Annotated in this window: 17 protein-coding genes; 13 read left to right on the plus strand and 4 right to left on the minus strand. The window is 64.7% G+C overall.

The window, feature by feature from the left end; all coding sequences use genetic code 11:
• The first annotated feature begins 93 nt into the window (after positions 1-93).
• The 11 genes from LK434_RS01265 to ruvB all read left to right on the plus strand — a co-directional run bounded on the left by LK434_RS01265 (position 94) and on the right by ruvB (position 17,463).
• Complete coding sequence (locus LK434_RS01265; RefSeq protein WP_040361930.1) at positions 94-393, plus strand: YerC/YecD family TrpR-related protein; 300 nt, start codon at positions 94-96, stop codon at positions 391-393.
• Positions 394-767: 374 nt separating this feature from the next.
• The gene (locus tag LK434_RS01270; protein WP_227917781.1) at positions 768-3,953 is read left to right on the plus strand and encodes a PD-(D/E)XK nuclease family protein; all 3,186 of its coding nucleotides are present in this window, start codon (positions 768-770) and stop codon (positions 3,951-3,953) included.
• Positions 3,954-7,547 (plus strand): UvrD-helicase domain-containing protein, encoded by a 3,594-nt coding sequence (locus LK434_RS01275; RefSeq protein ID WP_006722041.1) that lies wholly within the window; start codon positions 3,954-3,956, stop codon positions 7,545-7,547. It abuts the gene before it with no gap.
• Between the two features lie 124 nt (positions 7,548-7,671).
• Positions 7,672-7,962, plus strand: coding sequence for a nucleotidyltransferase family protein (locus LK434_RS01280; protein ID WP_006722040.1), 291 nt, complete (start codon positions 7,672-7,674; stop codon positions 7,960-7,962).
• Complete coding sequence (locus LK434_RS01285) at positions 7,946-8,365, plus strand: HI0074 family nucleotidyltransferase substrate-binding subunit (protein WP_006722039.1); 420 nt, start codon at positions 7,946-7,948, stop codon at positions 8,363-8,365. Before LK434_RS01280 ends, LK434_RS01285 begins: the two co-directional genes overlap by 17 nt.
• A 183-nt stretch (positions 8,366-8,548) precedes the next feature.
• Positions 8,549-12,352: a DNA polymerase III subunit alpha gene (gene dnaE, locus LK434_RS01290; protein WP_006722038.1), complete on the plus strand. Its 3,804-nt coding sequence runs from the start codon at positions 8,549-8,551 to the stop codon at positions 12,350-12,352.
• Positions 12,353-12,618: 266 nt separating this feature from the next.
• Positions 12,619-12,984 (plus strand): desulfoferrodoxin family protein, encoded by a 366-nt coding sequence (locus tag LK434_RS01295; protein WP_006722037.1) that lies wholly within the window; start codon positions 12,619-12,621, stop codon positions 12,982-12,984.
• Between the two features lie 202 nt (positions 12,985-13,186).
• Positions 13,187-15,169 (plus strand): hypothetical protein, encoded by a 1,983-nt coding sequence (locus tag LK434_RS01300; protein ID WP_006722036.1) that lies wholly within the window; start codon positions 13,187-13,189, stop codon positions 15,167-15,169.
• Between the two features lie 79 nt (positions 15,170-15,248).
• Positions 15,249-15,773, plus strand: a complete 525-nt coding sequence (gene ruvC, locus LK434_RS01305; RefSeq protein ID WP_006722035.1) for a crossover junction endodeoxyribonuclease RuvC — start codon at positions 15,249-15,251, stop codon at positions 15,771-15,773.
• Complete coding sequence (ruvA, locus tag LK434_RS01310) at positions 15,770-16,396, plus strand: Holliday junction branch migration protein RuvA (protein WP_006722034.1); 627 nt, start codon at positions 15,770-15,772, stop codon at positions 16,394-16,396. Before ruvC ends, ruvA begins: the two co-directional genes overlap by 4 nt.
• Positions 16,396-17,463 carry a Holliday junction branch migration DNA helicase RuvB gene (gene ruvB, locus LK434_RS01315; protein WP_040361887.1) on the plus strand — a complete coding sequence of 356 codons (1,068 nt, stop codon included), beginning with the start codon at positions 16,396-16,398 and terminating at the stop codon, positions 17,461-17,463. Before ruvA ends, ruvB begins: the two co-directional genes overlap by 1 nt.
• A gap of 3 nt (positions 17,464-17,466) precedes the next feature.
• Here ruvB and brxL read toward each other — a convergent pair whose 3' ends face one another.
• Genes brxL through LK434_RS01330 form a run of 3 tightly spaced genes read right to left on the minus strand, consistent with a single transcriptional unit; the run spans position 17,467 to position 23,267 of the window.
• Positions 17,467-19,650 carry a BREX system Lon protease-like protein BrxL gene (gene brxL / locus LK434_RS01320; protein ID WP_006722032.1) on the minus strand — a complete coding sequence of 728 codons (2,184 nt, stop codon included), beginning with the start codon at positions 19,648-19,650 and terminating at the stop codon, positions 17,467-17,469.
• Positions 19,651-19,653: 3 nt separating this feature from the next.
• A complete protein-coding gene (gene pglZ / locus LK434_RS01325; RefSeq protein ID WP_006722031.1) occupies positions 19,654-22,248 on the minus strand; it encodes a BREX-1 system phosphatase PglZ type A in 2,595 nt (864 codons plus the stop codon).
• Between the two features lie 44 nt (positions 22,249-22,292).
• The gene (locus LK434_RS01330; RefSeq protein WP_006722030.1) at positions 22,293-23,267 is read right to left on the minus strand and encodes a BREX-1 system adenine-specific DNA-methyltransferase PglX; all 975 of its coding nucleotides are present in this window, start codon (positions 23,265-23,267) and stop codon (positions 22,293-22,295) included.
• A 186-nt stretch (positions 23,268-23,453) separates the two neighbouring features.
• Here LK434_RS01330 and LK434_RS01335 point away from each other — a divergent pair, with 186 nt between their 5' ends.
• Positions 23,454-24,125: a DUF3800 domain-containing protein gene (locus tag LK434_RS01335; protein ID WP_006722029.1), complete on the plus strand. Its 672-nt coding sequence runs from the start codon at positions 23,454-23,456 to the stop codon at positions 24,123-24,125.
• A 2-nt stretch (positions 24,126-24,127) separates the two neighbouring features.
• The gene (locus tag LK434_RS01340) at positions 24,128-24,337 is read left to right on the plus strand and encodes a hypothetical protein (RefSeq protein ID WP_006722028.1); all 210 of its coding nucleotides are present in this window, start codon (positions 24,128-24,130) and stop codon (positions 24,335-24,337) included.
• Between the two features lie 339 nt (positions 24,338-24,676).
• Here the strand turns inward: LK434_RS01340 and LK434_RS01345 are convergent, their stop codons facing one another.
• Positions 24,677-25,039: a hypothetical protein gene (locus tag LK434_RS01345; protein WP_148334674.1), complete on the minus strand. Its 363-nt coding sequence runs from the start codon at positions 25,037-25,039 to the stop codon at positions 24,677-24,679.
• Positions 25,040-25,073 lie beyond the last annotated feature (34 nt).

Genomic DNA, 25,073 nt, shown 5'->3' on the forward strand with positions numbered 1-25,073 from the left:
GGTGGTGCGTGCGCTGCCGTTTGTATAAAATCGGCGCTTAAGGGAATACGGGCGCCGTTTCTTGTGTGAACCTAGGGATGTATGGTGGTTACCGTGAATATAGAAAAGATGTTCGAGCGCCCCGACGTCGATCAGCTCGTCGAGGCCTTTCAGCTGGTGGACGGTGCGGACGAGATCCGGGCCTTCCTCACCGATCTGTGCACGCCGCGCGAGATCTGCGATTTTGCCCAGCGCCTGCAGGTCGCCCGGTATTTGGACGAGGGAGAGCCCTATGTTGAGGTGCAGGCTCGCACCGGCGCCTCATCGACCACGGTGAGCCGCGTGTCCAAGGCCCTCAACGGCGAATACGGCGGGTATCGCAGTGTGCTCGTCAAGCTCGGGGGCACCGAATAGCGAGGGCGAGCAGGGGCGGCCGCGCCGAGGGCGCGCTGCGTTCGTCACCGCAACGTGTATGCAGGGCGGTCGGCCGTGGTGCCGGCCGCTTTTTCGTGTCCAAACAGGCGCCGTTCGGTCGCCGGGCCGTTGTTCGACGTGTGTACGGGGACATGCGCGCGCAAGTTCGATGCGCGGGCGCCGGACATGTACGCGACCGTCCGCACGTGCCTGACCCGTCGGATGTCGCACGTGGCATCACGCATTCGCCTGGCCCGTCGGATGTCGCGCACGGCATCACGTGCGCGCCTCCGCGCCATGTGTTTGACACCTGTTGTCCGGACGGGCGTGTAGGATAATTCCCACAGGAGATTTGACGCGAGAAGCGAGGCGCTATGGCGGGGTCCATTCACATTACGCATGCGGGGACGGAGCTGCTTCCGGCGGAGGTCGAGCTCGTGCGCTCGATGGCGCGGCGGCATGGGCGCGCCACCTTGCTGGTGCCGAGCTTTGCCGAGATGGAGGTCTGCCGGCAAGGCCTGGCGAACGCCGGGGCGGGAACGTCCGTCGATGTGCTCACGCCCGCTGCCTGGGTTGAGGGCTTGTGGCGCTTGCTGGGCGATGGTTCCCGTCTGGTGACCTCGACCGACCGCCTTCTGCTGTGCTCGTATGTGCTCGGATCGACGATCGACGCCGGGGAGGGGGACAGTTGCCCCGTCGCGCTGACGGACAATCCGGGTACGGTGCACATGCTTGCCGAGGCGGCACGGACCTGCCTGCCCGCAGCCTGCCGTGCAGACGAGCGTGTTCGCGCAGCCCTCTCGGATTCCGAGCGCCGCGTGCTCGGGATGCTCGCATGCTATGAGGGCGCCCTGCGTTCCCGGGATCTCAGTGAGCCCGCGTCGGCGGCGTTCGAGCTGGCGAGCCAATTCGAGACGCGCGTGCCGCCCTGCGCGCGCGCCGTCGCGGTGCGCGGGGTCGCGGAGCTGCCCGAGCACCTGCTGCGCCTGCTGGGCGCCATCGCGCAGGAGGGTGAGGTCGCGATGCTGCTGAACGGGCGCCAACGCTCGCTTGCCCGCGACCTCGCAAAGCGTTTTGCGTGGCGCTGCGCCGAACTCGATGGAGCGGGCCCCCGCATGCCGGACCTTGCGTTTGCCGAGGTGAGCGGTCCTACGGCGCGTGCCTCCTCCTACGTGCGACTGCTTGACGGCATGATGGTCGGTTCTGCGGGCGCGGCCCCTCGCGAGGGCGCCTCGCCGGCTCCCGGCAATGCTGCACCGCGCGTTGGATCGTCGTGCCCAGACGCGCCGGGCGCTCCCGCCAAGCCCGCGGCGCTCGCCGCGGCGGAGACCTCGCCCGACTCTGAACGTTTTGCCGCCCCCGCCGAGCTCGCCATCGGCGCTCCGGATGCGATCGGGTTGTTCCGCACGCTTGCCCCGCGCCTCGCCGTCCGGGGAGTCGCGGCGAGCACCGAGGCGTTCGTGCCGTTTACCGAGACGCGCGCGGGCGAGGAGTTCTTCATGCTCATCGACTTCCTCGATCGCCTGAACGGGCGCGAGGTGAGCTCGTGGTGGCCGGCCCCGGAGATCGTCGACTGGCTGCGCTCGCCCTTTTCGGGCACGGGCGGCAATCCGTTCGTCGCGCTCTCGCTTGACACCTACCTGCGCAAGACGCGCTCAATCGACAAGGAACGCCTGTTCGCCGAGCTGGATAGCAGGCAGAGCCGCGAGGCCAACCGCGAGCGCAAGGCCGCCCAGGCCCAGGAGCGCGCGGCGCGCCCCGTGGTATTCAAGGCGGTCATCGACGCGCTCGACGCCGGGGCGTACGTGCGCGCGTTGACGCTCATGCGCGATGCGTGCTCCGCCGCCGCGCCGTTTTTGTTTGGCGAGGAGGGGCAGGCGGCTCAGCAGATCGAGTTCGCGGCCCTTCAGCGCGCCATCGAGGTGCTCGAGCGCGCGGCCGAGCTTGGCGTGCGTCCCGAGCGCGCGCTGGTTGCCCTGCGCGCCGCGAAGGTCTTTGCTTCCATCGCGACGCAGGTGGGAGAGGGTGCGCCGCGCGCGGCGGTGCGTATCGCGCGCGTCGAATCCGTCGCCTGTAGCGAGGCGGGTTCGTATGCGGCGGTCCTGGTGGCCGACGCCGGCGCCGATGCTTACCCGCTCGCCGTGCGGGAGACCCCCGCGTCCGTGCTCGCGGAAAAGCTGGGGTGCGAAGGCGCGAGCCTGTCGCCGGCGGAGCGCCAGCGCGATCAGTTCGCCCGCGCGCTTCAGGCCGCCGGCCATGCGGCCGCGCTCGCCTACGTGGGGCGCGACAACGCATCCGAGGAGTTGTACCCCGCGCTCGCGTACGCCGAGTTGCGTGCGGCCGCCCGCGAGGCGGGGGCCGCGACGGACGTGGCCGGCCTGCCGGGCGAGGGGGAGCTGTTTGCCAACGCCGACGCGGCGGGAGGCGTGGGCGCGCACATCGATGACGTGCCGCGTCTGCCCGAGCACGCCTTGCCGCGGGAATTGCGTCCGTACGTGCTGCTGCCTCAGCGCTGCATCAACGGGCGGCCCCTCACCCGCACGCTTTCCGCCTCCCAGGTGGAGAACTACCTCGCCTGCCCGTATCGCTGGTTCGTGAACAGCCGCGTGGTCACGCGCCGGCTGGATGTGGAGTTCGGCCCCATCGAGCGCGGTAACTTTTCCCACGACGTCATGCAGCGCTTTTACGAGCGCCTGGCGGAGTGCGGCCTGGTCCGCGTGCGCCCCCAGACGGTCGACGCGTGCATCGAGCAGATGGACATCGCCTTTGACGAGGTTCGCGCGGACCACCTGCGCGGCAAGTACACGCACGGCAAGTACGCCGCCGAGGAGCGTCCCCGCGCCATCCGCGGCGCGCTCGTGCCGCTCGACGAGCTCGAGCGCATGCGCGTGGACGCCATGCGCGAGCAGTTCCACGAGGTGGTGCGCCACGAGGCCGACCTGCTGCCCATCTACGAGCCCGCGCGCTTCGAGTACTCCTTCGACAAGCAGGGCGTTACGTACGCCGGCAGGCCCTTGGGCGGCCGCATCGACCGTATCGACGTGGCGCCCGATGCGGGCAGTGGCAAGCGGTTCGTGGTCATCGACTACAAGACGGGCGCGAACGTCGATGCGATGGCGTGCCCCGATCCGACCATGCAGCTGGACGAGGGCGAGCAGCTCGCCGCCGACTGGCTGCCCGGGCGTGACCGCGACAAGGCCCCCAAGGTGCAGACGCTCATGTACGCCACGGCGCTCGAGCGCATGACGGGCGGCTCGGCCCAGGGCGCGGTGTACTACGGCCTGCGTGGGCCGAGTATCGCAGGCGCGGTCTCGAGCGCGCTGACGGAGTGCGAGCCCTCGGCGTTTCCGCTCGACAAGAAGGCGTGCCCCTATCCGGGCGTGAAGGGCCGCTCACGCGTCAAGCGCGATGGGGACATGGAGTTCCCCGAGCTGCTTGAGCGCGTCGAGCGGGGCATCGCGCGCGAGCTCGACGCCCTGGAGTCCGGCGCGATCGCCCCGCGTCCCGCATCCGATTCCTGCTCGTTTTGTCCGCTCACCATGTGCGAAAAGAGGCGTTAAATGGCCGCGATCAAACTGGATGCCAAACAGGAGCGCATCGTCAAGACGCTCGAGGGGCCGCTCTTCGTCTCCGCGGGCGCGGGGTCGGGCAAGACGTTCACCCTCACGCAGAGGATCATGTACGCGCTGCGCCCCGGGTCGAAGCCTCAGGGTCAATGGGCCGACCCGCAGGTGCCGGAGCCGTTTTTGGATAGCATCGACCAGGTGCTCGCCATCACGTTCACCGAGAAGGCCGCCGAGGAGCTCAAGGAGCGCATCCGCGCCGCGCTGATCGACGAGGGGATGGATGCGGAGGCCGCCAAGGTCGACAACGCCTGGATCTCGACCATCCACGGCATGTGCTCGCGCATCATCCGGGCCCATGCGCTCGACCTCGGCCTCGACCCCGCGTTCGGCGTGGCGGAGTACGCCGAGGACCTCAAGCGCGCCGCCGTCGAGCACGTGCTGCGCCGCGCGATCGCCGAGGACGCGACGGGCGCCGGCGCGTATGACGACCTGCTCGCGGTCTTTGCCCTGGAGAACGAGAGCGGCTCCTACAGCGCCCGGAGCCTCATGGCGATTCTGTTCAAGGTGCTCTCCGCCGCGTCTGCCTCGGTGGGCGGCCTGGGCGCGTTTTGCCAGGTGCGGCCGGCCCCCTCGCATGTCGCGCTCATGGAGGCGTACCGCGAGATCGCGCTCGCCCCCAGCTACGCCAACGCCGAGGCTGCCCAGCGCGCCCTCGACGCGCTTGACGCCTATGTGGGCTCCGCGCGCGACATGGAGGCGCTGCGCACGTGCTTCGCCTCCTGCGACGCGCTCTCCCTGCGCGGGCGCGGTATGGGCAAGGACGAGAAGGCCGCCGTCGCCGAGGTGCGCCGCGAACGGACCCTGTTCTTTGCGGAGAGCTACCTGGGCATGAAGGGCGACGCGCTGTCCCAGCTGATGGACCTCGCTGCCGACGTCCAGGCGGAGTACGAGGCCCTCAAGGCGGAGAAGTCGCTGCTCGACAACGACGACCTGCTCACCCGCGCCTACGATGCGCTCAAGGACAACCCGCTCGTGCGCGACGAGTTCGCGGGCAAGTTCAAGATGGTGATGGTGGACGAGTTCCAGGACACCGCGCAGCAGCAGGTAGAGCTGGTGCGCCTGCTGTGCAGCGCGGACGGCCGCGAGCTGTGCACCGTGGGCGATGCCCAGCAGTCCATCTACCGGTTCCGCGGGGCGGACGTCTCGGTCTTTCGCCGCAAGAAGAAGGAGGTCGAGCTGTCTGGCAAAGGTGTGAGCTGCAGCCTCGACGTGAACTTCCGCAGCCATGCGGACATCTTGGCCTATGCGGACAAGATCTTCGAGGGAGGGGAGGGCAACCCGCTCGGGCGCGACTTTTTGCATCTCGATTCCTGCGGCGAGGCGACGCGCAAGGGCGCCCGCGCACTCGTGGATCCCACGACCGCGCGCCGGCAGGCGGTGCTCGTCGCGGGCGGTAGCTCGCAGGAGCGCGCGCAGCACAAGGCTCGGGCCATTGCGGAGCGCTTCGCGCGGTTGCGTGCGCGCGAGGGGTTCGCGCCGGGGGACATGGTCATCCTCATGAAGCGCCTGACCGACGCCGACGTGTACGCCCGCGCGGTCCGCGCCGCGGGCATGCCGTGCGTGGTCGCGGGGGGCACCTCGGTGTTTCGCCAGGCCCCCGAGGTGGGCGCCATCACGGCGCTGCTCGCCTTCCTGGCCAATCCCGACGACGGGCAAAAGGGCCTGATGCCGCTGCTCACCTCGCCCATGTTCTGCCTGGGTGCCACGGAGCTGCTCGCCCTGGCGACGCACATCGATCCGCAGGCGGGCATCGTCGACTCGCGGACGCTCACCGGCCAGGTGTTCCTCTCCGGTGAGATCATGGAGGAATTCGGCGAGTTGCCGCTGCTCACGCGTGCTCGCGAGGTGCTCGGGCGCGCCGTGCGACGCGTCGGCAACGACCGCGTGGCGGATATCGTGCGCGACGTGGTGAACGAGTCGGGATGGCTGTTCCGGCTGGAGCGCAGCGGCCAGGCGCAGGACCGCGCCGTCGCCGCCAACGTGCTCAAGGCTCTCGACATCGTGGAGCGCGAGAGCGCCGGCCGCGCGTTCGCCCCGCGTCTGGTGGCGCGCGCGTACGAGAGCCACATCGCGCACATCAAGGAGTCGCCGGCGGCGCTCAACGGCGCCGACGAGGACGCCGTGCGCATCATGACGGTGCATGCGTCCAAGGGCTTGGAGTTCCCCGTGGTCGCCGTGGCGGAGTGCGACGGCATCTCGAATGACGGCGACGCGCTGCAGGCGGTCGAGCGCGAGGGGCGCACCTATTGGTCCGCGCTGCCCAACCGCTTTGACCTTGCAGGGGACGCGGACATGCTCACGGTGCCGGAGCTCGATGAGGACAATGTCACGCACGAGGTGCCCGAGCGCGCCGCCGAGGCTTTTGCGTACATGAAGCGCGAGAACCGGCTGTTCGACTATGAGGAGGCGGCGCGCCTGCTGTACGTGGCAATCACCCGCGCCCGGGAGGTGGCGATCATCGCCTTTGGCGTCCGCTTTGCCACGGAGCTCGTTCCCGAGCACCCCACTTCGCTGGTGGGCGAGGTCCTGAGCCGCATCCTGCCCGTCGACCAGGGCAACGACGGCCTGCCCGACTTGGGCGCGGGTCGTTTGGACTTCTCCGATTCCAAGGAGGGTGATTTCCAGCTCATAGCGCTCTCCGAGCTCAACTACCCCGCCAAGAAGGGCGTGCACCGTACGTATTCCATCGAGGAGTTCGGACCAGATGCGGGCGTGGATGCGAATGGCGCAGCGCCGGAGGACGGTGGCCTTTCTGCAGGCGGCGAGGGTGCGGGGCCTCGCCACGTCGCCATCGTGACGCCCGCCGCGGTTGACTACCGCCTGGTGCCCGCCGAGCGCTCCTCGCGCGCGTCGTACAGCTACTCCTCGATTTCGCGTGAGCTGCACGCCGAGGCGGAGGACCGCGATGTGGCTGTGCGCACCCCGCAGGGGGAGGGCGCCGACGTCGCGGATTCCGGCTCGCGCGAGCCCGGTTCTTCACAGGCGGCTCACGCGGGCGACGCCACCGATGCCACGAATCTGGGTTCGGTGGTGCACGATGCGTGCCAGTGGATGATCGAGACGGGCTCTGACGAGGTTCCCGTGGAGCGGGTCGACGCCTTGTGCCGGTATTGGGGCTGCACGTCCGAGCAGCGCGTGCGCATCGATGCGGCGATCGAACGTTGGCGCGGCTCGAAGGTGCGCGCCGAGGTTCTGAGGTGGCCGTGCGTGCGCGCCGAGGTTCCGTTCTACAGCCGCGGCATGGAGGAGCTCGGCGACCGGTTCGGCGCATATGCCGAGGGCGCCATCGACCTGCTGTGCACCGATCCGTCAGATTCCGGCCATGCGTTGGTGATCGACTACAAGACGGGTGGACATGCGGACGAGACGCCCGAGCAGCTGCGCGAAAAGCACGCGCTGCAGGCCCGGGTGTACGTCGACGTCCTGCACAAGCAGGGCTACGGCCACGTGACGCTCAAGTTCGTGCGCGTCGAGCAACCCGACCCGGCGGACCCCACCCAGCCCCAAGTGGTGACCTACAACCTCTAACCGCACCTCAATTTAGGGACAGCCCCTAAATTGAGGTCGGGCATGAGCGTGGTGTGACTGCATGTGGTTACAATGGTCGTGCGTCCGTCAAGACGGCGCGATGCCGTGAGGATGGGGGCGAACGATGGTCGCAGTTGAAGATATATACGAGCAGATGCGCGCCATCGCCAAGGAGGAGGGCGCCGAGCGCCTCGTGCTCTTTGGCTCGCGAGCGCGAGGGACGAATTTCCCCAAGAGCGATTTCGATATCGCCGTCGGCGGCTGCCCATCGTTCAATCGCCTGGCCGATCGCTTCGAGAACGAGCTGTGGACGTTGCTCGATGTGGATGTGGTCAATTTGGATGCCGGTATTTCGCCCGAGCTGCGAGCGGAAATCGAGCGTGACGGGAAGGTCCTCTATGAGAAAGTACGATAACTTCGCGTCGGCTCTCAAGACGCTTGCGCTGTCAGGTTGCCAAGACCTCGAAAACGAGTTCGTCCAAGGCGGCATCATCGCGAAGTTTTCCCTTCAGTTCGAGTTGAGCTGGAAGCTCATGAAGGAGCTTTTGAGGTACGAGGGCGACCGCGTTGCGGACATGGGGTCCCCGCGTGAAATCATCAAGGCTGCCTACCGGTACTACGACTGCATGGACGAGCAAATATGGTTGCAGATGCTCCGTGACCGCAACGATACGACGCATATATACGATGCGGCGCTTGCGAGTCGCTTGGTCCAGGTCGTTATCGAGACGTACATTCCCGAGTTCCAGAAATTCGATGCGGAAGTGCGCGAACGGTACGGCGCGCTCATCGGCGAAGGCGAACCGAACACGCTGTGAGCCTTTGAACGAGTCATGTGCGCACACGCGTTCTGTCCGCACGCTCGGTTAGAATCGTTAGCGTTCGAAAGGACCCCGTTCCGGTGCCCGTCCCAAACCTCAATTTAGGGACTGTCCCTAAATTGAGGTTTGGGACGGGCCGGGGTTGCGTACTCTTAGCACATCAAATGGGAGATTCAGCACATGGCATTCGTTCACCTGCACAACCACACCGTCTACTCCATGCTGGACGGCGCCACGCGCATCAAAGACATGGTCCAGCGCGCTGTCGACCTGGGGCAGCCCGCTGTGGCCATCACCGACCACGGTTACATGTACGGCGTACCCGAGCTCGGCCTCGCCTGCGACGCCGTGAACCACGGCACGCCCGAGTACAAGGTCTGGAGCCACGACAAGTCATTCCTCGAGAAGGGCCGTCGCGACGAGCTCGAGTGCCCGGATAAGGACGCCGACCCGCGCGGTTACGAGCAGCACATGAAGGACCTGGCGATGTGGGACGCCCAGGGCAACATCGACGAGCTCAAGCCTCCACTGGTCATCAAGCCCATCTTCGGTTGCGAGGTGTATTTCACCCCCGATGACACGCTTGCGCGCGACCGCAAGCCCGAGCTCTATCATATGGTTCTCTTCGCCCAGAACGAGAAGGGCTACGTCAACCTCATGCAGACGGTCTCCGAGGCCGCCGTGCAGGGTTTCTACTACAAGCCGCGCGTGACGCTGGACAACCTGCGTCGTCATCGCGAGGGCCTCATCGCCAGCTCCGCTTGCATCGCCGGCATCATCCCCAAGTGCATTGACCGCGGCGAGATGGATAAGGCCATCGAGTGGGCCGAGACCTTCCGCGACACGTTCGAGCCGGGCAATTTCTACATCGAGATTCAGGAGCACGGCATCACCACCGACTCCGGCATCACCGACGAGGAGCTCTCCAAGACCCTCATCGAGATCGCCCGCCAGGTGGGGGTCAAGGTCATCGCCACCAACGACTTCCATTACCTCACGCGCGACGACGCGCCCGTCCAGGACGTTATCATGTGCATCGGCACCGGCTCCAAGATCGACGACCCCAACCGCATCCGCATGGAGGGTTCGGAGTTCTACATGAAGACCGAGGACGAGATGCGCGCGCTGTTCCCGTACTGCCCCGAGGCGTGCGACAACACGCTCGAGATCGCCGAGAAGTGCAACGTCGAGCTCGACTGGGACAGCATCATCCTGCCCAACTACCCGCTGCTCGACCCGGGCGAGACGCACGAGAGCCAGTTCAGGCGCGAGTGCGAGGAGGGCCTGGCAAAGCGCTACGGCGCGGACTGGGACGGCAAGGAGATCGGCGGCGTCGACATCCGCGAGCGCTTTGAGTTCGAGTACAAGGTCATCTGCGACAAGGGCTTTGCCGCTTACTTCCTCATCGTCGCCGAGTACGTGCGCTGGGCCAAGCAAAACGGCATCGGCGTCGGCCCGGGCCGTGGATCGGCCGCGGGCGCGCTCGTCGCGTACGCTATGGACATCACCACCTTCGACCCGCTATCGAACGGCCTCATGTTCGAGAGGTTCCTCTCTCCCGAACGTACCGAGATGCCCGATATCGATATGGACTTCGACGATGAGCGGCGCCTGGAGGTGGTGGAGCACGTCCGCCAGCTCTACGGCCCCGAGAAGGTCACGCACGTCATCACCTACTCGACCATCAAGGCCAAGCAGGCCATCAACGACGCCGCGCGCGTGCTCGACTACCCCGTCTACATGGGCCAGCGCCTTTCCAAGATGGTGCCGGGCGACCCGGGCGTCAAGCTCAAGCAGGTCCTCGAGAAGATCCCCGGCAAGGAGGACATGTACAACCCCGACCTGGTCGAGGCCTATCAGAAGGACGAGGACGCCCGTCGCATCATCGACACGGCGCTGTCCATCGAGGGCCTTACCCGTGGCGAGGGTGTGCACGCCTGCGCCGTGCTCATCTGCCGTGACGCGGTGAACGAGCACGTGCCCACCAAGCTCGACACCAAGGGCGGCGTGGAGATCACCCAGTACGAAGGCCATACGGTGGCCGACATGGGCCTGCTCAAGATGGACTTCCTGGGCCTGCGCACCCTCACGGTCATCTCCAAGGCAAAGGCCAACATCAAGAAGAACTTCGGCATCGACATCGACGTGGACGCGATTCCCTTCGACGACCCCAAGATCTTCGAGCTCATGAGCTCCGGCCGCACCGCCGGCGTGTTCCAGGTCGAGTCCGCCGGCATGACGGCCACCATCAAGAACATGAAGCCCACCGAGTACAAGCATGTGGTCGCTCTGATCGCCCTGTACCGCCCGGGCCCCCTGGGCGCCGGCATGGTCACGAGCTACATCAATCGCATGAACGGCAAGGAGCCGGCGGTCTCGTACGACCCGCGCCTCGACGGCATCTTGGGCGAGACCTACGGCACCATGGTCTACCAGGAGCAGGTCATGCTCATCTCGGTCGAGATGTGCGGCTTCTCCAAGGGCGAGTCCGACTCGCGCATCCGCAAGCCCGTGGCCAAGAAGAAGATCAAGATGTTGACCGACCAGGTCTTCAAGTGGTCGGACGGCGAGGACGAGACCATCTACGACCACTGGATGAACGGCGCCGAGAAGAACGGCTACAAGCGCGAGGTCGCCCAGAAGATCTGGGACGACGTTCTGGAGTTCGCGTCCTACGCGTTCAACAAGTCGCACTCGGCCGGCTACGCCATCTTGGTCATGCAGACCGCCTGGCTCAAGGCCCATTACCCCAACGAGTACATGGCGGCCGTGCTCACCTCCTACACGGGCAAGACCGACAAGATCGTGCACTACGTCTCGGCCTGCCGTCACGACGGCATCGCCGTGCTGCCGCCTGACATCAACGAGAGCGGTACCGAGTTCACGGCGACTGCCGAGGGCGTGCGCTTTGGCCTTGCCGGCATCCGCGGCGTGGGCGAGGGCGTGACCGAGGCCATCATCGCCGAGCGCGAGAAGGGCGGGCCCTTCAAGAACCTGCACGACTTCGTGGAGCGCGTGGACGCCAGCCAGGCGAACCGCCGCGTGATCGAGGCGCTCATCAAGGGTGGTGCCTTCGACTCGACCGGGTATCCGCGCCGCCAGCTCATGCATTTTGTGGATCGCGACAACCCCGAGAACATCATCGACGCCGCGGTGAAGCGTCAAAAGGACCGCGCCGCGGGCCAGACCTCGCTGTTCGATGTGTTCGGCGATGTCGAGGGCTCCGGTTTCGAGGTCATCGTTCCCGAGCCCGACGGTCAGGAGTGGGACCGCCACATGAAGCTCTCCTTCGAGAAGGAGGTGCTGGGCATCTACGTCTCCGACCACCCGCTGCGCCCGTACGAGTACGCGCTCGCCAAGGCGCGCGAGTTCACCTTGTCGCAGATCGACACGGGCTTTGAGACGATGGGTCCTGCCGGCAACGCGGTGAACCAGGAGATTCCCGAGGGCAAGCCGTACTGGTGGGCCGGCATGGTGTCGAGCGTGAGCAAGCGCGTGACCAAGAACGGCGACCCCATGGCCATCGTGACGCTCGAGGACATGGAAGGCGAGGCGACGGTCGTCATCTTCCCCAAGACGTACAAGCAGTGCGAGGGGTATCTGTACGGCGAGGTCGACCCCGAGACGGGCGCGCAGCTTTCCGACGCGTTCATTCGCGTGAAGGGCAAGCTCGAGCGCTCCGACCGCGGCGATCAGATCATCGCGCAGGAGATCGAGCCGCTCGTGCTGAACGAGGAGAGCAATCGCCCCAAGGTGTTCGAGGTCATGATCCCCAGCTCGCGGTTCTCGCAGTCGAACATGGCGCGCTTGGCCACGGTGCTCAACACCAACCCCGGCGGCGACCGCGTCGAGCTCTTCATCGAGCAGGCCGACGGTCAGACGATGCGCGCCGAGATCCCCACGCGCGTCAACGCGCGCTCCATTCCGCTCATCGCCGAGGTCAAGGGCATCGTGGGCAACAAGGGCCGCGTGACCGTGATCTAGCGTGTCCGCCGTCGGGTGCCGGTGCCGCCCGCGCCGGGGCGTATCATCCCGTGCTCGGACAGTCCTGGCTCGCACGAAGGCCCCACAGGGGCCTTCGGCTCGTGCGGAACTGCGCGCGGGACGATACGTCCCGGCCCGGGCGGTACCGGCACTCGGCTGCACGCTTATCCAGCCAAGGTCGGCGGAGCCCCGCGTTACGACAGCGCTGAATTGGGCATACTGATGCTTAGTTGTATCTGCAACGAAGTCTGAAAGGATTGATTGATATGGCAACGTTTTTCAAGAATGACGAGACGGGCAAGTTCCTCGCCGCCGTCGACGCCGACATGGTGGCTCCGGCCGGTTACACCGAGGTCGCCGCCAATTCTGTGGACGCCGCAACCGAAAAGCACGTCCCCGTCATCGACCTGCAGCGCGACGGTCATGTGCTCAACGTGACCGTGGGCGAGGTCGAGCACCCCATGGAGCCCGAGCACTACATCGAGTGGATCGCGCTCGAGGCGGCCGGTCGCCTGGAGATCCATTACCTCAAGCCCGGCCAGGCTCCCACCACCTTCTTCGCCGGTGGCGCCAAGACCGGCATCGCCTACGCCTACTGCAACCTCCACGGCCTGTGGAAGGCCGAGTTCTAAGGCGCGCACCTTCCATTCTTAGCGCAAGACAGGGGCCTGACTCCCGCAACGCGCCGCCGTCGCTGCAGGCGGCGACATGCTGTTGGGGTCGGGCCCCTGTTGCATGGAGGGGCGCCGTGTTGCGAGGGGGTATACTCGAACGACGATGCACCGACTCCATGGTTCGGCTGCGGTACGCGATCAAGAAGGCTGGGACCCATCGATGAAACTCGCCCTTGCTCAGATAGACGCACGTCTTGGCGATTTTGACGGAATTTGCTCGCGCGTGGAGCGGCAGCTGCATGTCGCGCACGATGCGGGGGCCGACCTGCTCTGCCTGCCGGCGCCGCTCTTGTGCGGGGTGACGCCCGGGGCGCTTGTCGAGAGCGGCGACTTTGAGCACGACATGCTCAAGAGCCTTCATCGCATTTCGAAGGTTGCCGAGGAGCTGGGCATCGCGTGCCTGATGCCGGCGGTCCTGTCGCTCGAGGCGGGGCAGCTGTTCGAGGTGTTCCTGCTCAGGGGCGGGCGCGTCGTTCCCTTGCGCCTCACGATGGTGCGCCACGGCGAGTCCATGCCCGTCTCTCCTTGGAGCCCTCCCGTATTCGAGGTCTCGGGTACCAGGATCGCCGTGACGTTCGACGTCGCGCGGGATATGGGCGCGATTCCAAACGGCTGCGATCTGGTCCTGTATTGCGCCGTCAACGGGTTCGACGTGACCAACGAGCAGACGGCCGGCGTCGCCGCCGTGCCCGGTGGGGCCTTTAGATCGGAGGTCGAGCGCGCCGGCGTGTGGCTTGCCTGCATGGAGCCCGTGGGCGGGTTCGATGACGCCGTGTACACCGGCGGCTCCTTTGTGATGGACGACGGCGGTCGCGTGGTGGCGCAGGCACCGTGCTTTGAGGAGGTGCTGCTCATTCAAGACGTCCGACGCGGGATGATGGTCGATGCGCTGGAGATGCACGAGGTGCCCTCCTTTAGGCGCGATAGGTGGCTGTGGGAGGCCCTGCGGTTGCACCTGCGCGACGCCGTCGAGGCGAACGGGTCCAGGCGCGTTCTGGTCCCGCTTCGGGGCGATCTGCCGAGCAGTCTGCTCGCGGCGTTGGCCGTCGATGCGCTCGGCTCCCGCAACGTGCTCGGCCTTCTGGTGGGGCATGAGGATGCCCTCACCGCCGCGGATGAGGCTCTCGAGACCGAACGCGCCGCATGCGCGCGCGAGGTCGCCTCGTCCCTTCACATGCGCCTGGTCGAGCGGGCCGCGCCGAGCTCGGCGCTTCTGGCCGACAGCGACAGGCCCGCTCGCGTCTCGCCATCGCTGCGGGCCGGCATCGACGCGCTGCTGGTGGCCGATACGTCCCGTGAGCTCGCGGCGATGCCCCTCGCCCCGCTTACCAAAACCGATTACGCCTTGCGTGCCAACGCGATCGCCGCTTCGCCAGCGGGCGCTTTGTCGCCCTTCGGCGACGTGTACCTGTCGGGCCTCGAGTGGCTCGCCAAGGCGCGCGCGTGCGCCTCGGGCACGATGCCCGAGCGCTTGGTGGGGCTCGACGCCGTCAAATCGGCCTATGCGGAGGTGATACGCGACGCCATCGCCCAGCTCGACGTGGATGACGTGTTGGGGCAGCGCGCGTGTCGGCTTTTGCAGACGGTCGAGCCCGCTGTGCTCGACGCGACCCTCGAGGCGCACGTCGATCGCAACGCCGACATCGACGACCTTCCGCTTTCGGGGGTTTCGCCCGAGGCGTCCGCTCTGTTCCTCATGCTCGTACGCCAAAACGAGCGCGGTCGGCGCATGCTGCCACCGGCGCCCATCGTCTCCGCCCGGGGATTCGCGGAGCGCCTGTGGCCCATGCAGCTGGCCTGGTCGGACATGGGCCTGCGGGGCGAGGAGCGTTTGCATGCGGCCGATTTGGCCGATGCGGAGTTCCATCGGTTGGAGCGGAAGGGGTCCGAGCGCACCGAACAGGCCCGCGGCGAGATCCTGGGCATGCTCGGCGAGATGCTGGGGCTGACTCCCGAGCAGCAGGCGGAGCTGATGAGCGATGAGGGCCAGGAGCGGATGCGCGAGGAGATGCGCGAGATGGAGGGCGATCTTCGCGAGCTGTTTCGGCGCATGGCCGAGGCGGATGGCGGGCAGTCTGCCCCGGGCGGCCCGGACGCGGGCATGGGGCCGCACGCCGGCTTCACATTCTTTTCCGTGAACTGACGCGAGCGCAGATTCGCGCCGCCGTCCGTCCGGTCTCGTGATATAGTAGAACAAACGTTCGAATTTCGAGAGGGGGCGTATGGTCATTTTGGGGATCGACCCCGGTCTGGCGCATACGGGCTGGGGCATCGTCGAGGAGCGTCACGGCGAGGTCCGCTGTCGTGCCTACGGCTGCATCGAGACCTCTGCGGGTTCGGACCTCGCCGCCCGCCTGCGGCGCATCGCCAACGAGCTCACGACGGTCGTCGACAGGTATCATCCTCAGGAGGCTGCCGTTGAGGGCATCTACTTCGGTGCGAACGTCCGCTCGGCGATTCCCACGGCGCATGCGCGCGGGGCGGCGCTCGTCGCCTGCTCCCTGTGCAGCGTGGAGGTGGGAGAGTACACGCCCATGCAGATCAAGCAGGCCGTGGTGGGTACGGGGTCGGCGGACAAGGCCCAGGTGACGTATATGGTTCGGACCCTGCTGCACCTCGACCACGACCCCAAGCCCGATCACGCGGCAGACGCGCTCGCGTGCGCGGTCTGCCATGCGCACCTGCGCCGTACCCATGCGCTCACCAACGGAGCATACGCCCAGCAGAAGGGAAACCCGTACGCATGATTTCTCAGCTTCACGGCACGGTGGCCGAGGCAACGCCGAGCATGGCGGTCATCGATGTCAACGGTGTAGGTTTCGAGCTCGGCATATCGGGCACGACCGCCGCGGGACTGCCGCAGGTGGGCGGTAAGGTCCTTTTGTACACGCGCATGGTCGTGCGCGAGGACTCGTGCACGCTCTTTGGGTTCGCCAGCAAGGACGAGCGCACGATGTTCGATAAATTGGTGGCGGTGAGCGGCGTGGGGGCGAAGCTCGCCTTGGCGATCCTCACCACGTTCAGCGTCCCCCAGCTGTATGCCGTCGTCATGGCCGAGGACGACAAGGGCATGGCGACGGTCCCCGGCGTGGGCAAGAAGACCGCGCAGCGTTTGATCCTGGAGCTCAAGGGCGCTTTTTCCAAGGACAGGAGTCTTGCGGGATCGGCCGTCGCGGCCTCCATTCCGCTGCCGCTCGATGTCGCCCGGCCGGTTGCGCCCAATGCCATGGACGACGCGAGCGCGGCGCTGCTCTCCATGGGTTTCACGCCCGCAGAGGTCTCCCTCGCGTTGTCCGGGTATGACGGCGCGGACATGCGCGTCGAGGATCTTTTGGCAGCCGCCCTCAAGCGCCTGGGAATGGATGCATGATGTGGGAAGTAGACGAATCGACCGACCTGTGGGCGGATGCACCCGCGGCACGTGGATCGCATGGGGACAACGAACGGTTTGTGACGGGGGAGCTGACCTCGGACGACCTTGACGTCGAGCGGAGCCTGCGCCCGCAGCGACTCGACGATTATTGCGGTCAGGACCATATCAAGCAGAGCCTCAAGATCCTTATCGAGGCCGCTCAGAGCCGTGGGGAGAGCCTCGACCACGTGATCTTTTCCGGTCCCCCCGGCTTGGGAAAAACCACGCTCGCGACGGTGGTCGCCAACGAGATGGGGGCCCAGATCAAGACGACCTCCGGTCCCGCCATCGCGCGGACGGGGGATCTCGCCGCGATCTTGACGAACCTGCAGCCGGGCGACGTGCTGTTCATCGACGAGATCCACCGGCTCAACCGTCAGGTCGAGGAGATCCTCTATCCGGCGATGGAGGACTTCTCGCTCGACATCGTGATCGGCAAGGGGCCCGCCGCGCGTTCCATCCGCCTGGACATCCCGCACTTCACGCTCGTGGGGGCAACCACGCGCTCGGGCATGCTCACCGGCCCTCTGCGCGACCGCTTTGGCATATCGTTCAGGCTCGACTACTACGGTATCGAGGACCTTGCCGATATCGTGTGCCGCTCCGCCGCCATACTCGGCGTGGAGATCGACCGCGAGTCCGCCAAGGAGGTGGCCTCGCGTTCGCGTGGCACGCCGCGTCTCGCCAACCGCCTGCTCAAGCGCGTCCGGGATTACGCCCAAGTGAAGGGTGAGGGCTCCATCGAGCTGGGCATCGCGCAGGAGGCCATGGCGTTCTTCGAGATCGACGAGCTGGGCCTCGACTGGATGGACATCCGCATTCTCGAGACGCTGTGCAAGACGTTCCGTGGCCGTGCCGTGGGCCTGTCTACCTTGGCGAGTGCTACGGGGGAAGACGCCAACACGCTGGAAGATGTCTACGAGCCCTATCTGTTGCAGTGCGGCCTCATTGTCCGTACGCCCCAGGGCCGCATGGCAACGCCCGCGGCCTTTGAGCATCTTGGAATGGAGCCGGCGGCGCGGTAGGCCTTACAGTCCAAGGGCTCGCCGCGCCGCAGCCACGGCGTCGCCGGTCTCGTAGAACTCGGGGCTCACGGCTCCGATCAGCTCGGGGGCGACGCCCTGCAGGTCCGCGATGGAGCTCATCGGCAGCAGGATGCGCTTGGCGCCTGCGTTCTTCGCGACGCGCAGGACATCCGCTAAGTTGCTGATGGGCTCCAGTGACCCAGAGAGGCGCAGGATGCCGGGAATCACCAGTCCCGCTATCACGGGGCGTCCCGATGCGGCGGAGCACAGACCGATGAACTCGGCCAGCGACACCTCCGCAGAGGGTCCCTTCGCCTGCAGGTCGTTGCAGAAGAGCAGATAATCCCTGCTTGTCACGTGCATGCCGGCTGCCAGCCACGGAGCGCAGTTCTTGAATTGCTCGAACGCGGCATTCAGCGCATCACGCACCTCGCGGTTCGGCCCAACGCCCTCCATCCTAAACGCGGCGTTGCCGCTCACGGCCTTGTTTTCGAGCTTGTATATGGCCATCTCGTCGGCAACCGAGCGACCCACGCCAAAGACGTGGCCTGCCTGCGGCGTGGTGTCGGGAATGAGCGCGTCGTCGGTTTGTTCCAGCACGCCAACTACGTGCATCTCCACGGGGTTCTCCACATCCGTATATCCCAGCTTCACATCGATGAACTCGATGCCCGCCATGGTCTTGAGCTGTTCTTTAACGCGTCTGCGCCCCTCGATGGCGTATTCCAGCAGCATGCGCACGTCCTCACGATCCATTTTGCCGTCGGGGAAAATGAGCTTGGCGAGCCCGCTAAAGGTCTTGCGCACCCCGATCTCGTCGCGGCGGTTGAAATCGCTGTTCAGGCGGAAGTATCGGTCGATGTGGTGCGTGAAGTCGCGCCTGCGCATGGCGTGGAGGAATTCGCCCAGGCAATCGGTGATGAGGCTGTAGCGCTCGCAGATGAGGTCCGAGCGCATCTTGGGCACCTCCCAGCCGGGTAGGTAGCAGTGGATGCGGTCGAAGAACGCGCTGTCGTTGTTGAACTCGGGCGGGAACGGGTCGAACAGGTGTGTGGTCTTGAGCACGTTTGCCACGGAGTCGTTGATGTTGCCCTCGAACACCATGGACGCCTCGGCGTTAAACGACTCGGTGCCGCGGCCGAAGGTGCCGTTCGCCATGTAGCCCTTCATGATCTGGATGGCGTTTTGATCGCGAAAGTTCATGCCCGCGACCTCGTCGAACGCGATGCAATCCCAATGCCCCACCAGCCCGATGCGCTGCCCCGCGCGCGCCGCGTTGTTGGCGAAGAGCTTTGCCGTGGTGGTCTGCCCGCCGGAGAGCAGGTAGGAGTAGGGCGAGACCTCGGTGTAGATGTGGGACTTGCCCGTCCCGCGGGGCCCCAGCTCGCACAGGTTGTAGTTGAGCTCCACAAGCGGCACCATGCGCGTGAGGAAGTGCATGCGCTCGCGCGGCGTGAGGGCGGACGGTTCATATCCGGCCGAGCGGAGCAGCAGCGCAATCCACTCGTCGGTGCTGAACGCCTCTCGATGGCTCACGAACTCGGGCAGGTCGAGGCTGGGCATCTGGATGGGTGTGAGGCTCGCGATTTTGAAAGGGGAGTCCTCGGGCCCGCGCTTGCCCTTGCCCGAGGTTCGCCCTTTGCGCGCCCGCCCGCGCTGTTCGGCGGGGTCATCGCCGAAGATATCGGCAAGCGGGTCCTCCGCGATGTCCTCGGGCCGCAGGTATTGGATGCGCATGATGCACCATATGCCACCCGTGAGGATCTTTGTGTGCTGGCGGACGTATTCGTCGGGCATGACGAACGGCTCGATGTTGAGATTGGTGAACTGCGCGATGTAGAGATCGCGGTATTCGTCCAGGCGGGCGCTCACCTTATCGATCACGGTGTATTGCCCCAGCTCGCGGATGCGGCTCTTGATCTTCTCGCTTTCCTCGGGGCGAACGTAGTTCTCGGCGAGGATTTTTCGGATACGCGCCATGCCATCGGCGATCGCCGCCTCGTCATCGGTGGCGCAATACATGCCCAGCAGGTACTCCAGCACGTACGTGGGGATGCCCGCGCTGCGCTTCATGAGGGAGGTGAGGTCCTTGCGCACGATCTTGCCGGGGAAATGCTCGATGATCTTGCGGTCGAGCTCATCTGCTTCATATGCGGGCACGCCGCAGGTGCCGAAACTTGAATCCATGGGTTACCATCCAAAATCAAACGAAGGGGCGAAGGCAATTCGCATGCGCAGCTCGCGCAAGGTGTCCACGGTGCCGATGTCGCAGTTGCGCGCGTAGAGGAAATACGGCTCCTGCTCGCTCACGGTTACACCTGGTTTGATATTGAGCGTGATGGGGATGACGCGCTCATCTGCGGAGTCTTGCGTGCGGTCGGCTGCGACATGCGCGATGTCGGTTACGGGTTCGCGCGATGCGTTCCCCACGAACACGTCGTACGAGGCGGGGAGAACCTTGCCGCCCACGGGCTTGTCTTGCAGCAGGTCCAGCTTGAAGATGCTGTTCGAGATCGTGTCGACGGTGGTGATGAGCGAGAGCGTTGCCTGTTCGCTTTCCACATAACCCTTGCTGCCCGCTCGCTTGTTGGTGAACGTGAGCACGGGCACGCAGAGCTCCTGCAGGGAGATGCCTCCGTGCACGTAATTCTCGCCCGCGCCTGCCCGGGCGATGCGCGTGCAGCGCCGAGGCGCGAAGCCCTTGAGCTTGCCTTCCGCGTGCGGCAGGGCGATGGGCATGAGGACGTCGGAGCGCGCGCTGCCCTCGGCGATGGCGTAGCGGCGCCCGACGACGATCGTGTCTCCGTCGATCTCGGCCGCGACGGTGTGCTCCGAGGTGCTGAGCGGCTCGTCGGTATAGAGAAAGCCGTGGTCGGCGGTGACGACGACCTGGCTTGCGATTCGCTCGCGACAGATGAGCTGCACCAAGCCGAAGATCTCCTTCACCGTATCGTCGCAGGCTGAGAACACCTTGCGCTCGGTGGGTGCTTTGTCGCCCATCGCATCGATGATGTTGTGATAGACGTAGACGACCTGCGCGTCCTTGACGAGGTCCTTGCGTTGGCTCGCGCTCATCTCGTTGACGAGTGAGTCGTAGGTGATGGCGACGGCGTGCGGGTCGCTGCGGCGCAGTTGCTCTTGGCGCGCGGCGGTCGTAGCCACCTCCGAGCCGTCGAGCAGCACGCGCAGCCGCCCGGGCTCGCTCGCATCCATGGTGAGGTGTCCGCAGGGCAGCAGCGACGCCATGCCGCACGAGGTTATGCTGGGGAATGTGGCCTGCATGGAAGCGAGCTCGCATGTCCCCTTGGTGTTTTGCTCGAGCGTTTCCGCCAGCTCCGCGGCGACTTCGTAGCGCAAGGCATCAGAGACGATGACGCAGGCGCGCTTGCCCGCACGAACAATCGGCTCGACGGAGCTCATGAAGAAATCGATTTGACGTGGGATGCCGTCAACATAGCCGTTTCGAGACAGCCCGTCCTCGGCGGCGTCCTCCCACCGGCGCGAAATGCCGGCGAAAAACCAGTTCTTGTAGAGGTTCTCGATCTGATCGCTGCATGCGCGGAAGTCCTCGTCGAGCCCGTATGGTGCACTGATGAGGGCGCGCCCGAGTGCGAGGTGCATCTGGCGGTACCACGTGTCGAGGCGGTATAGCTCGCCGGTGTAGAGGCCCCAGACACGCTCTGCAGAAAGAGCGTCGATGCCGCCCGGGTGCTCATTGCGGAACCGCTGCATGCGCGCGGCCGCCTCAAGCCCGTCATAGCAAAGGGAGAACTCCCGATACCAGGCCGTGCTGTGGCGTGCTTGGGCGAGTGCGAGCGCAGCGGGTGCGTTTTCGGGCGACGCTGCGACGTCATGGAACAGGTGGCGCAAGATGAGCGCATCGATGCAGGGGAACACATCGATATCGCCTAGGTTTTCGAGTGGCACCTGGGCGAGCATCTGCTCGACGGGCGCGACCTCCTCCACGAGCTGCGCGAGCTCGAACAGGGAGTCCCGCTCGGCGCTCTGACACCAGCCACGCACGATATCCTGACAGAGCGCGGTGCTGCCCGAGGTCACGTCTGCGGGCAGCACCGAGGCGGCGTCGTTGGGCAAAGCGCCGGCGAGTGCACACAGGAGCACGTGCCGCCCGAGCGCGATGAAGTCGCTCGCGTCGCCTGTATAGCCAATCCATGCGGAGATTGCCGCCTGGAACTCGTCGGTGCAGCCCATGCGCTCAACCTGGGCGAGCGCCTCGGCTCCATCCGATGCCAGCGCCGCGATGAGGTATGCGCGTACGATGGCCTGCGCGTCGGGAGAGGGCGCGTCGAGCGCGATGGCCATGAGGCCGCAGGCGAGCTGCTGCGGCTGCTCAAAAGAGGCGCTTAAGCGCGTGAGTTTGCGCAGCACGGTCTTTTTTGCGAGCTGCGCCTTGTGGGCGGCCAGCACCTCGCGCATCTCGTGGGTGTCGACTGCGTTGAGTTCACGCAGCTGCATGGAGGTGTAGTCGGCGGCGAAGCTGGTGGAGCGAGCCTCAACGTCGGCGAGCCAGTCGCCCTCCAGGCGGCGGGGGCGCGGTCGGTAGAGCAGGATGCGATGGCCCGCGAGGTCGCCGTTCAGCGTGCGCTTGAGCGAGAACAGCTCGTGCTCCTCCTCGCGCATCACGTCGACGCCCGGCAGATCGAGCGCGTCGAGGGATTCGGCAAACGCGCCATCCGGGTCGTGCCACACCACGACGGTGCCAGCCGATGCGTCTTGTTCGTCAAAGAGCCTGATTAGCTCCTGCTGTATATCGGATAGCTTCATGTCTCACTCATCCATGTCGTTGGGGAACCGGCCAAAGAGCATGGCTACTTGACCTTTGCGAGTACGTCTTGGAAGGTGGCGTAATTGGTCTTCACGCCGTCGTCCAGGTCGATGGCGATCATTTGGTCGGCGAAGCGGTGGATCTTCTCCTCATACGCGATGAGCTCAGTTTCCTGGTCGCGCAGCTGCTTGAGCTTCTTGTTGAGCGCTGCCTTGCGGCGCGGCTCGCAGTGGATGAGCTCCTCCTCGGCGTCTGCGATGCGCCCGCGTAGGCGCTCCTGCTGCGGGTGGACGTAGTCGGTGCGGATGCAGGCCATGAGGTCGGGACGGTAGCGGTGCATATAGAAGAGCGCCTTGAAGCTGTTCTTCTTACCGGCGTCGAGCAGCCAGTAGATGGGGCGCTTCTTGTAGGTGGAGCAGTGGTCGGCGTAGAACTCCTTGAGGAAGTACGCTCGGATCACCTCGAGCGGGGCCGCCTTGGCGGCGGGGGAGAGGGCGTCGGCGATGAAGGCGAGGTTATCGTTGAGCGTCTCGGCGCCGTAGACGGTGCGGACGAAGTCCACCAGGCGCGCCACGATGTCGTCCTTGAAGTACTCGTCGTCGGTGATGGGTAGCACGTTGTCGGCGTCGGGCATGAAGGTCACATGTGTCGGGTCGGGCATCTTGGCGAGGTAGTCCTCCACCGTGTCGCCCGCGTCGGCCAGCACCAGGCCCTCGACGTCGAGCGAGTAGCGGCCGAACATGCAGCCCACGGCGTAGGAGATGAGCGAGATGATCTCGTCGCGCTTGGTCCGCACGTAGCGGTTGCCCTTGAACGATTCCGGGACATCTTCGGCGGTGTCGAAGATGCGCGCCACCGAGACGTACTTGTCCTCGACCTCGATGGGCACCTCGCCCTCCATGTCGTAGATCTTGGCGAAGATGCGGTTGAGCTCCTCCTCGTTAGCCCGAAGCTGATCAAATCGGGCGTTGACCTCGGCTTTGTGCGCCTCGTACTTGTCGCGGATGAGGGTTGCCATGTTAAGCTGCCTTTCTATATGGAGAACAAATGTTCGTATCAATAGTGTAGAACATGTGTTCTACTTTGGGTAGAATTGAATAGACGTTCCGGTTCGTGGTATAAATACGACAGGTTTCCACATAAGGAGATCTGCCAAGGGCCGGGGGATACCCCCCGGCATTTTTTGTTTAGGGGCGATCTCCGTATGTATGAGCTTTCTGTTTTCGTTGATGAGTCCGGAAACATGGGAGAGGATTCCAGGTACTACCTTCTGACGCTCCTGTTCCATGACCAATCCGACGACATCTCTGGCATTGTCGCCTCCTATGAGCGCTCGCTTGCGAACAGGGGGCTCAAGGACATTCCGATGCATTTCGCTCCGCTCATCAGAGGTAATGGCCCATATGAGGGACTCGATACCCCTGGGCGCAATGGTCTTCTGATGAGCTTTACCGTCTTTTGTTCTATAGCTCCCGTTCGCTACACAACGTTTTTGTATCGCAAGGACCAGTTTGAGGACGCGGCGGCGCTTAGGGTCAAGATGAAGCGTGACCTGATTGCCTTTCTTTTCGAGCATCTCGCGTGGCTGCAGGGCTATGACCGCATCAAGATTTACTACGACGATGGACAGCGCATCATCACGCACGTGCTCCACCATGCGTTTGAGTATGCCGTGAGTAGGCAGACGATCATGTATAAGGAGGCAAGTCCTACGGACTATCGCCTTGCTCAGATGGCAGATTTTATCTGCGGGGTTGAGCTTGCGGCAGCAAAGTACCGGACTGGAGAAATTGGTCCATCTGAAACCAGATTTTTGGGTCAGTGGTGCGACTTCAAAAGGACCTTTCTCAGGAAAATACGAAAGAAGGCGATGTAGGTATGTTTCCAGATTTTGACTCGCTGCCTGTGGTGCAAGCCAAGGACGACGCGCTATCGCGAGACTATAAAGAGGCCGGAGGACCGTTCTTCGTACGGGTTCCATCTGGTGAGTTCTTCCTTGTGATGAGCGAGGAAGACTACAAGAACATTGACTCTTGGCGCGACGAAGCGCTTGAATCCCTACGCGATTATTTCGAGAAAGCAGATTAGCGCCCGGCTGTATCAATGTGGCATAATTGAGTGGGGTCCTTCGAAAGAAGCCAAGTGCCGGGGACGTTTTCCCCGGCTTTTTTTCGGGTTTATCGGCTCCCCAATGCACCCGTGTGACGCAATCGACAGCAAAGGCTTGGCCGCATGCTGGGGTGAGGCACGTCTGCCCTGCGCACAGTTTTGGCAGAGTGGGCTCTCGGGGCTCTGTTTTCGATTGGCGGTAGGATGCCTCCCGGATGGGCAACGCCATCAGCGCCTTGGTAGGACCCGCGATGCAGCACGTTGCTCGCGCGTTCTGCGATTTATACTTAGCAGGTGAGGCGACGACAGCTCGGATGGTCATGAAGTAATCCCTTTGAAGAAGAAAGAGCGCTCGTCTTCGGAATATGCAATTGAGTAGTAGGAGGGTGCAGAACTACTTGCAGTTCCTTTTATCATTATGGTTTGCTTGCAGAGCCATGAGATAATTCCGATGCCATTTAACTTGCTGCCAGGAATTACTAGATTGCATCTGTATGCCTCGTTTTTGTGACAGTATTCTTCGTTGTAGGGGGAATATGTCCACGCTCCTGAGAGGGTATCCGCCTCTCCAGAAATGGGATCTTTTTTCGTTTTTAGGTACAGTTGAGGAATTCCATCGAGGATATCGTCATCTCGACGGTGATCTCTGCTGCCATGGGAAGTCTTGACATCAATGGTCACGGTATATGATTTAGGGGCTTGCCTAGTTTAGGGG

It is taken from the genome of Collinsella stercoris DSM 13279 (assembly GCF_020735465.1).
In the GTDB taxonomy this organism is placed as follows: Bacteria; Actinomycetota; Coriobacteriia; order Coriobacteriales; family Coriobacteriaceae; genus Collinsella; species Collinsella stercoris.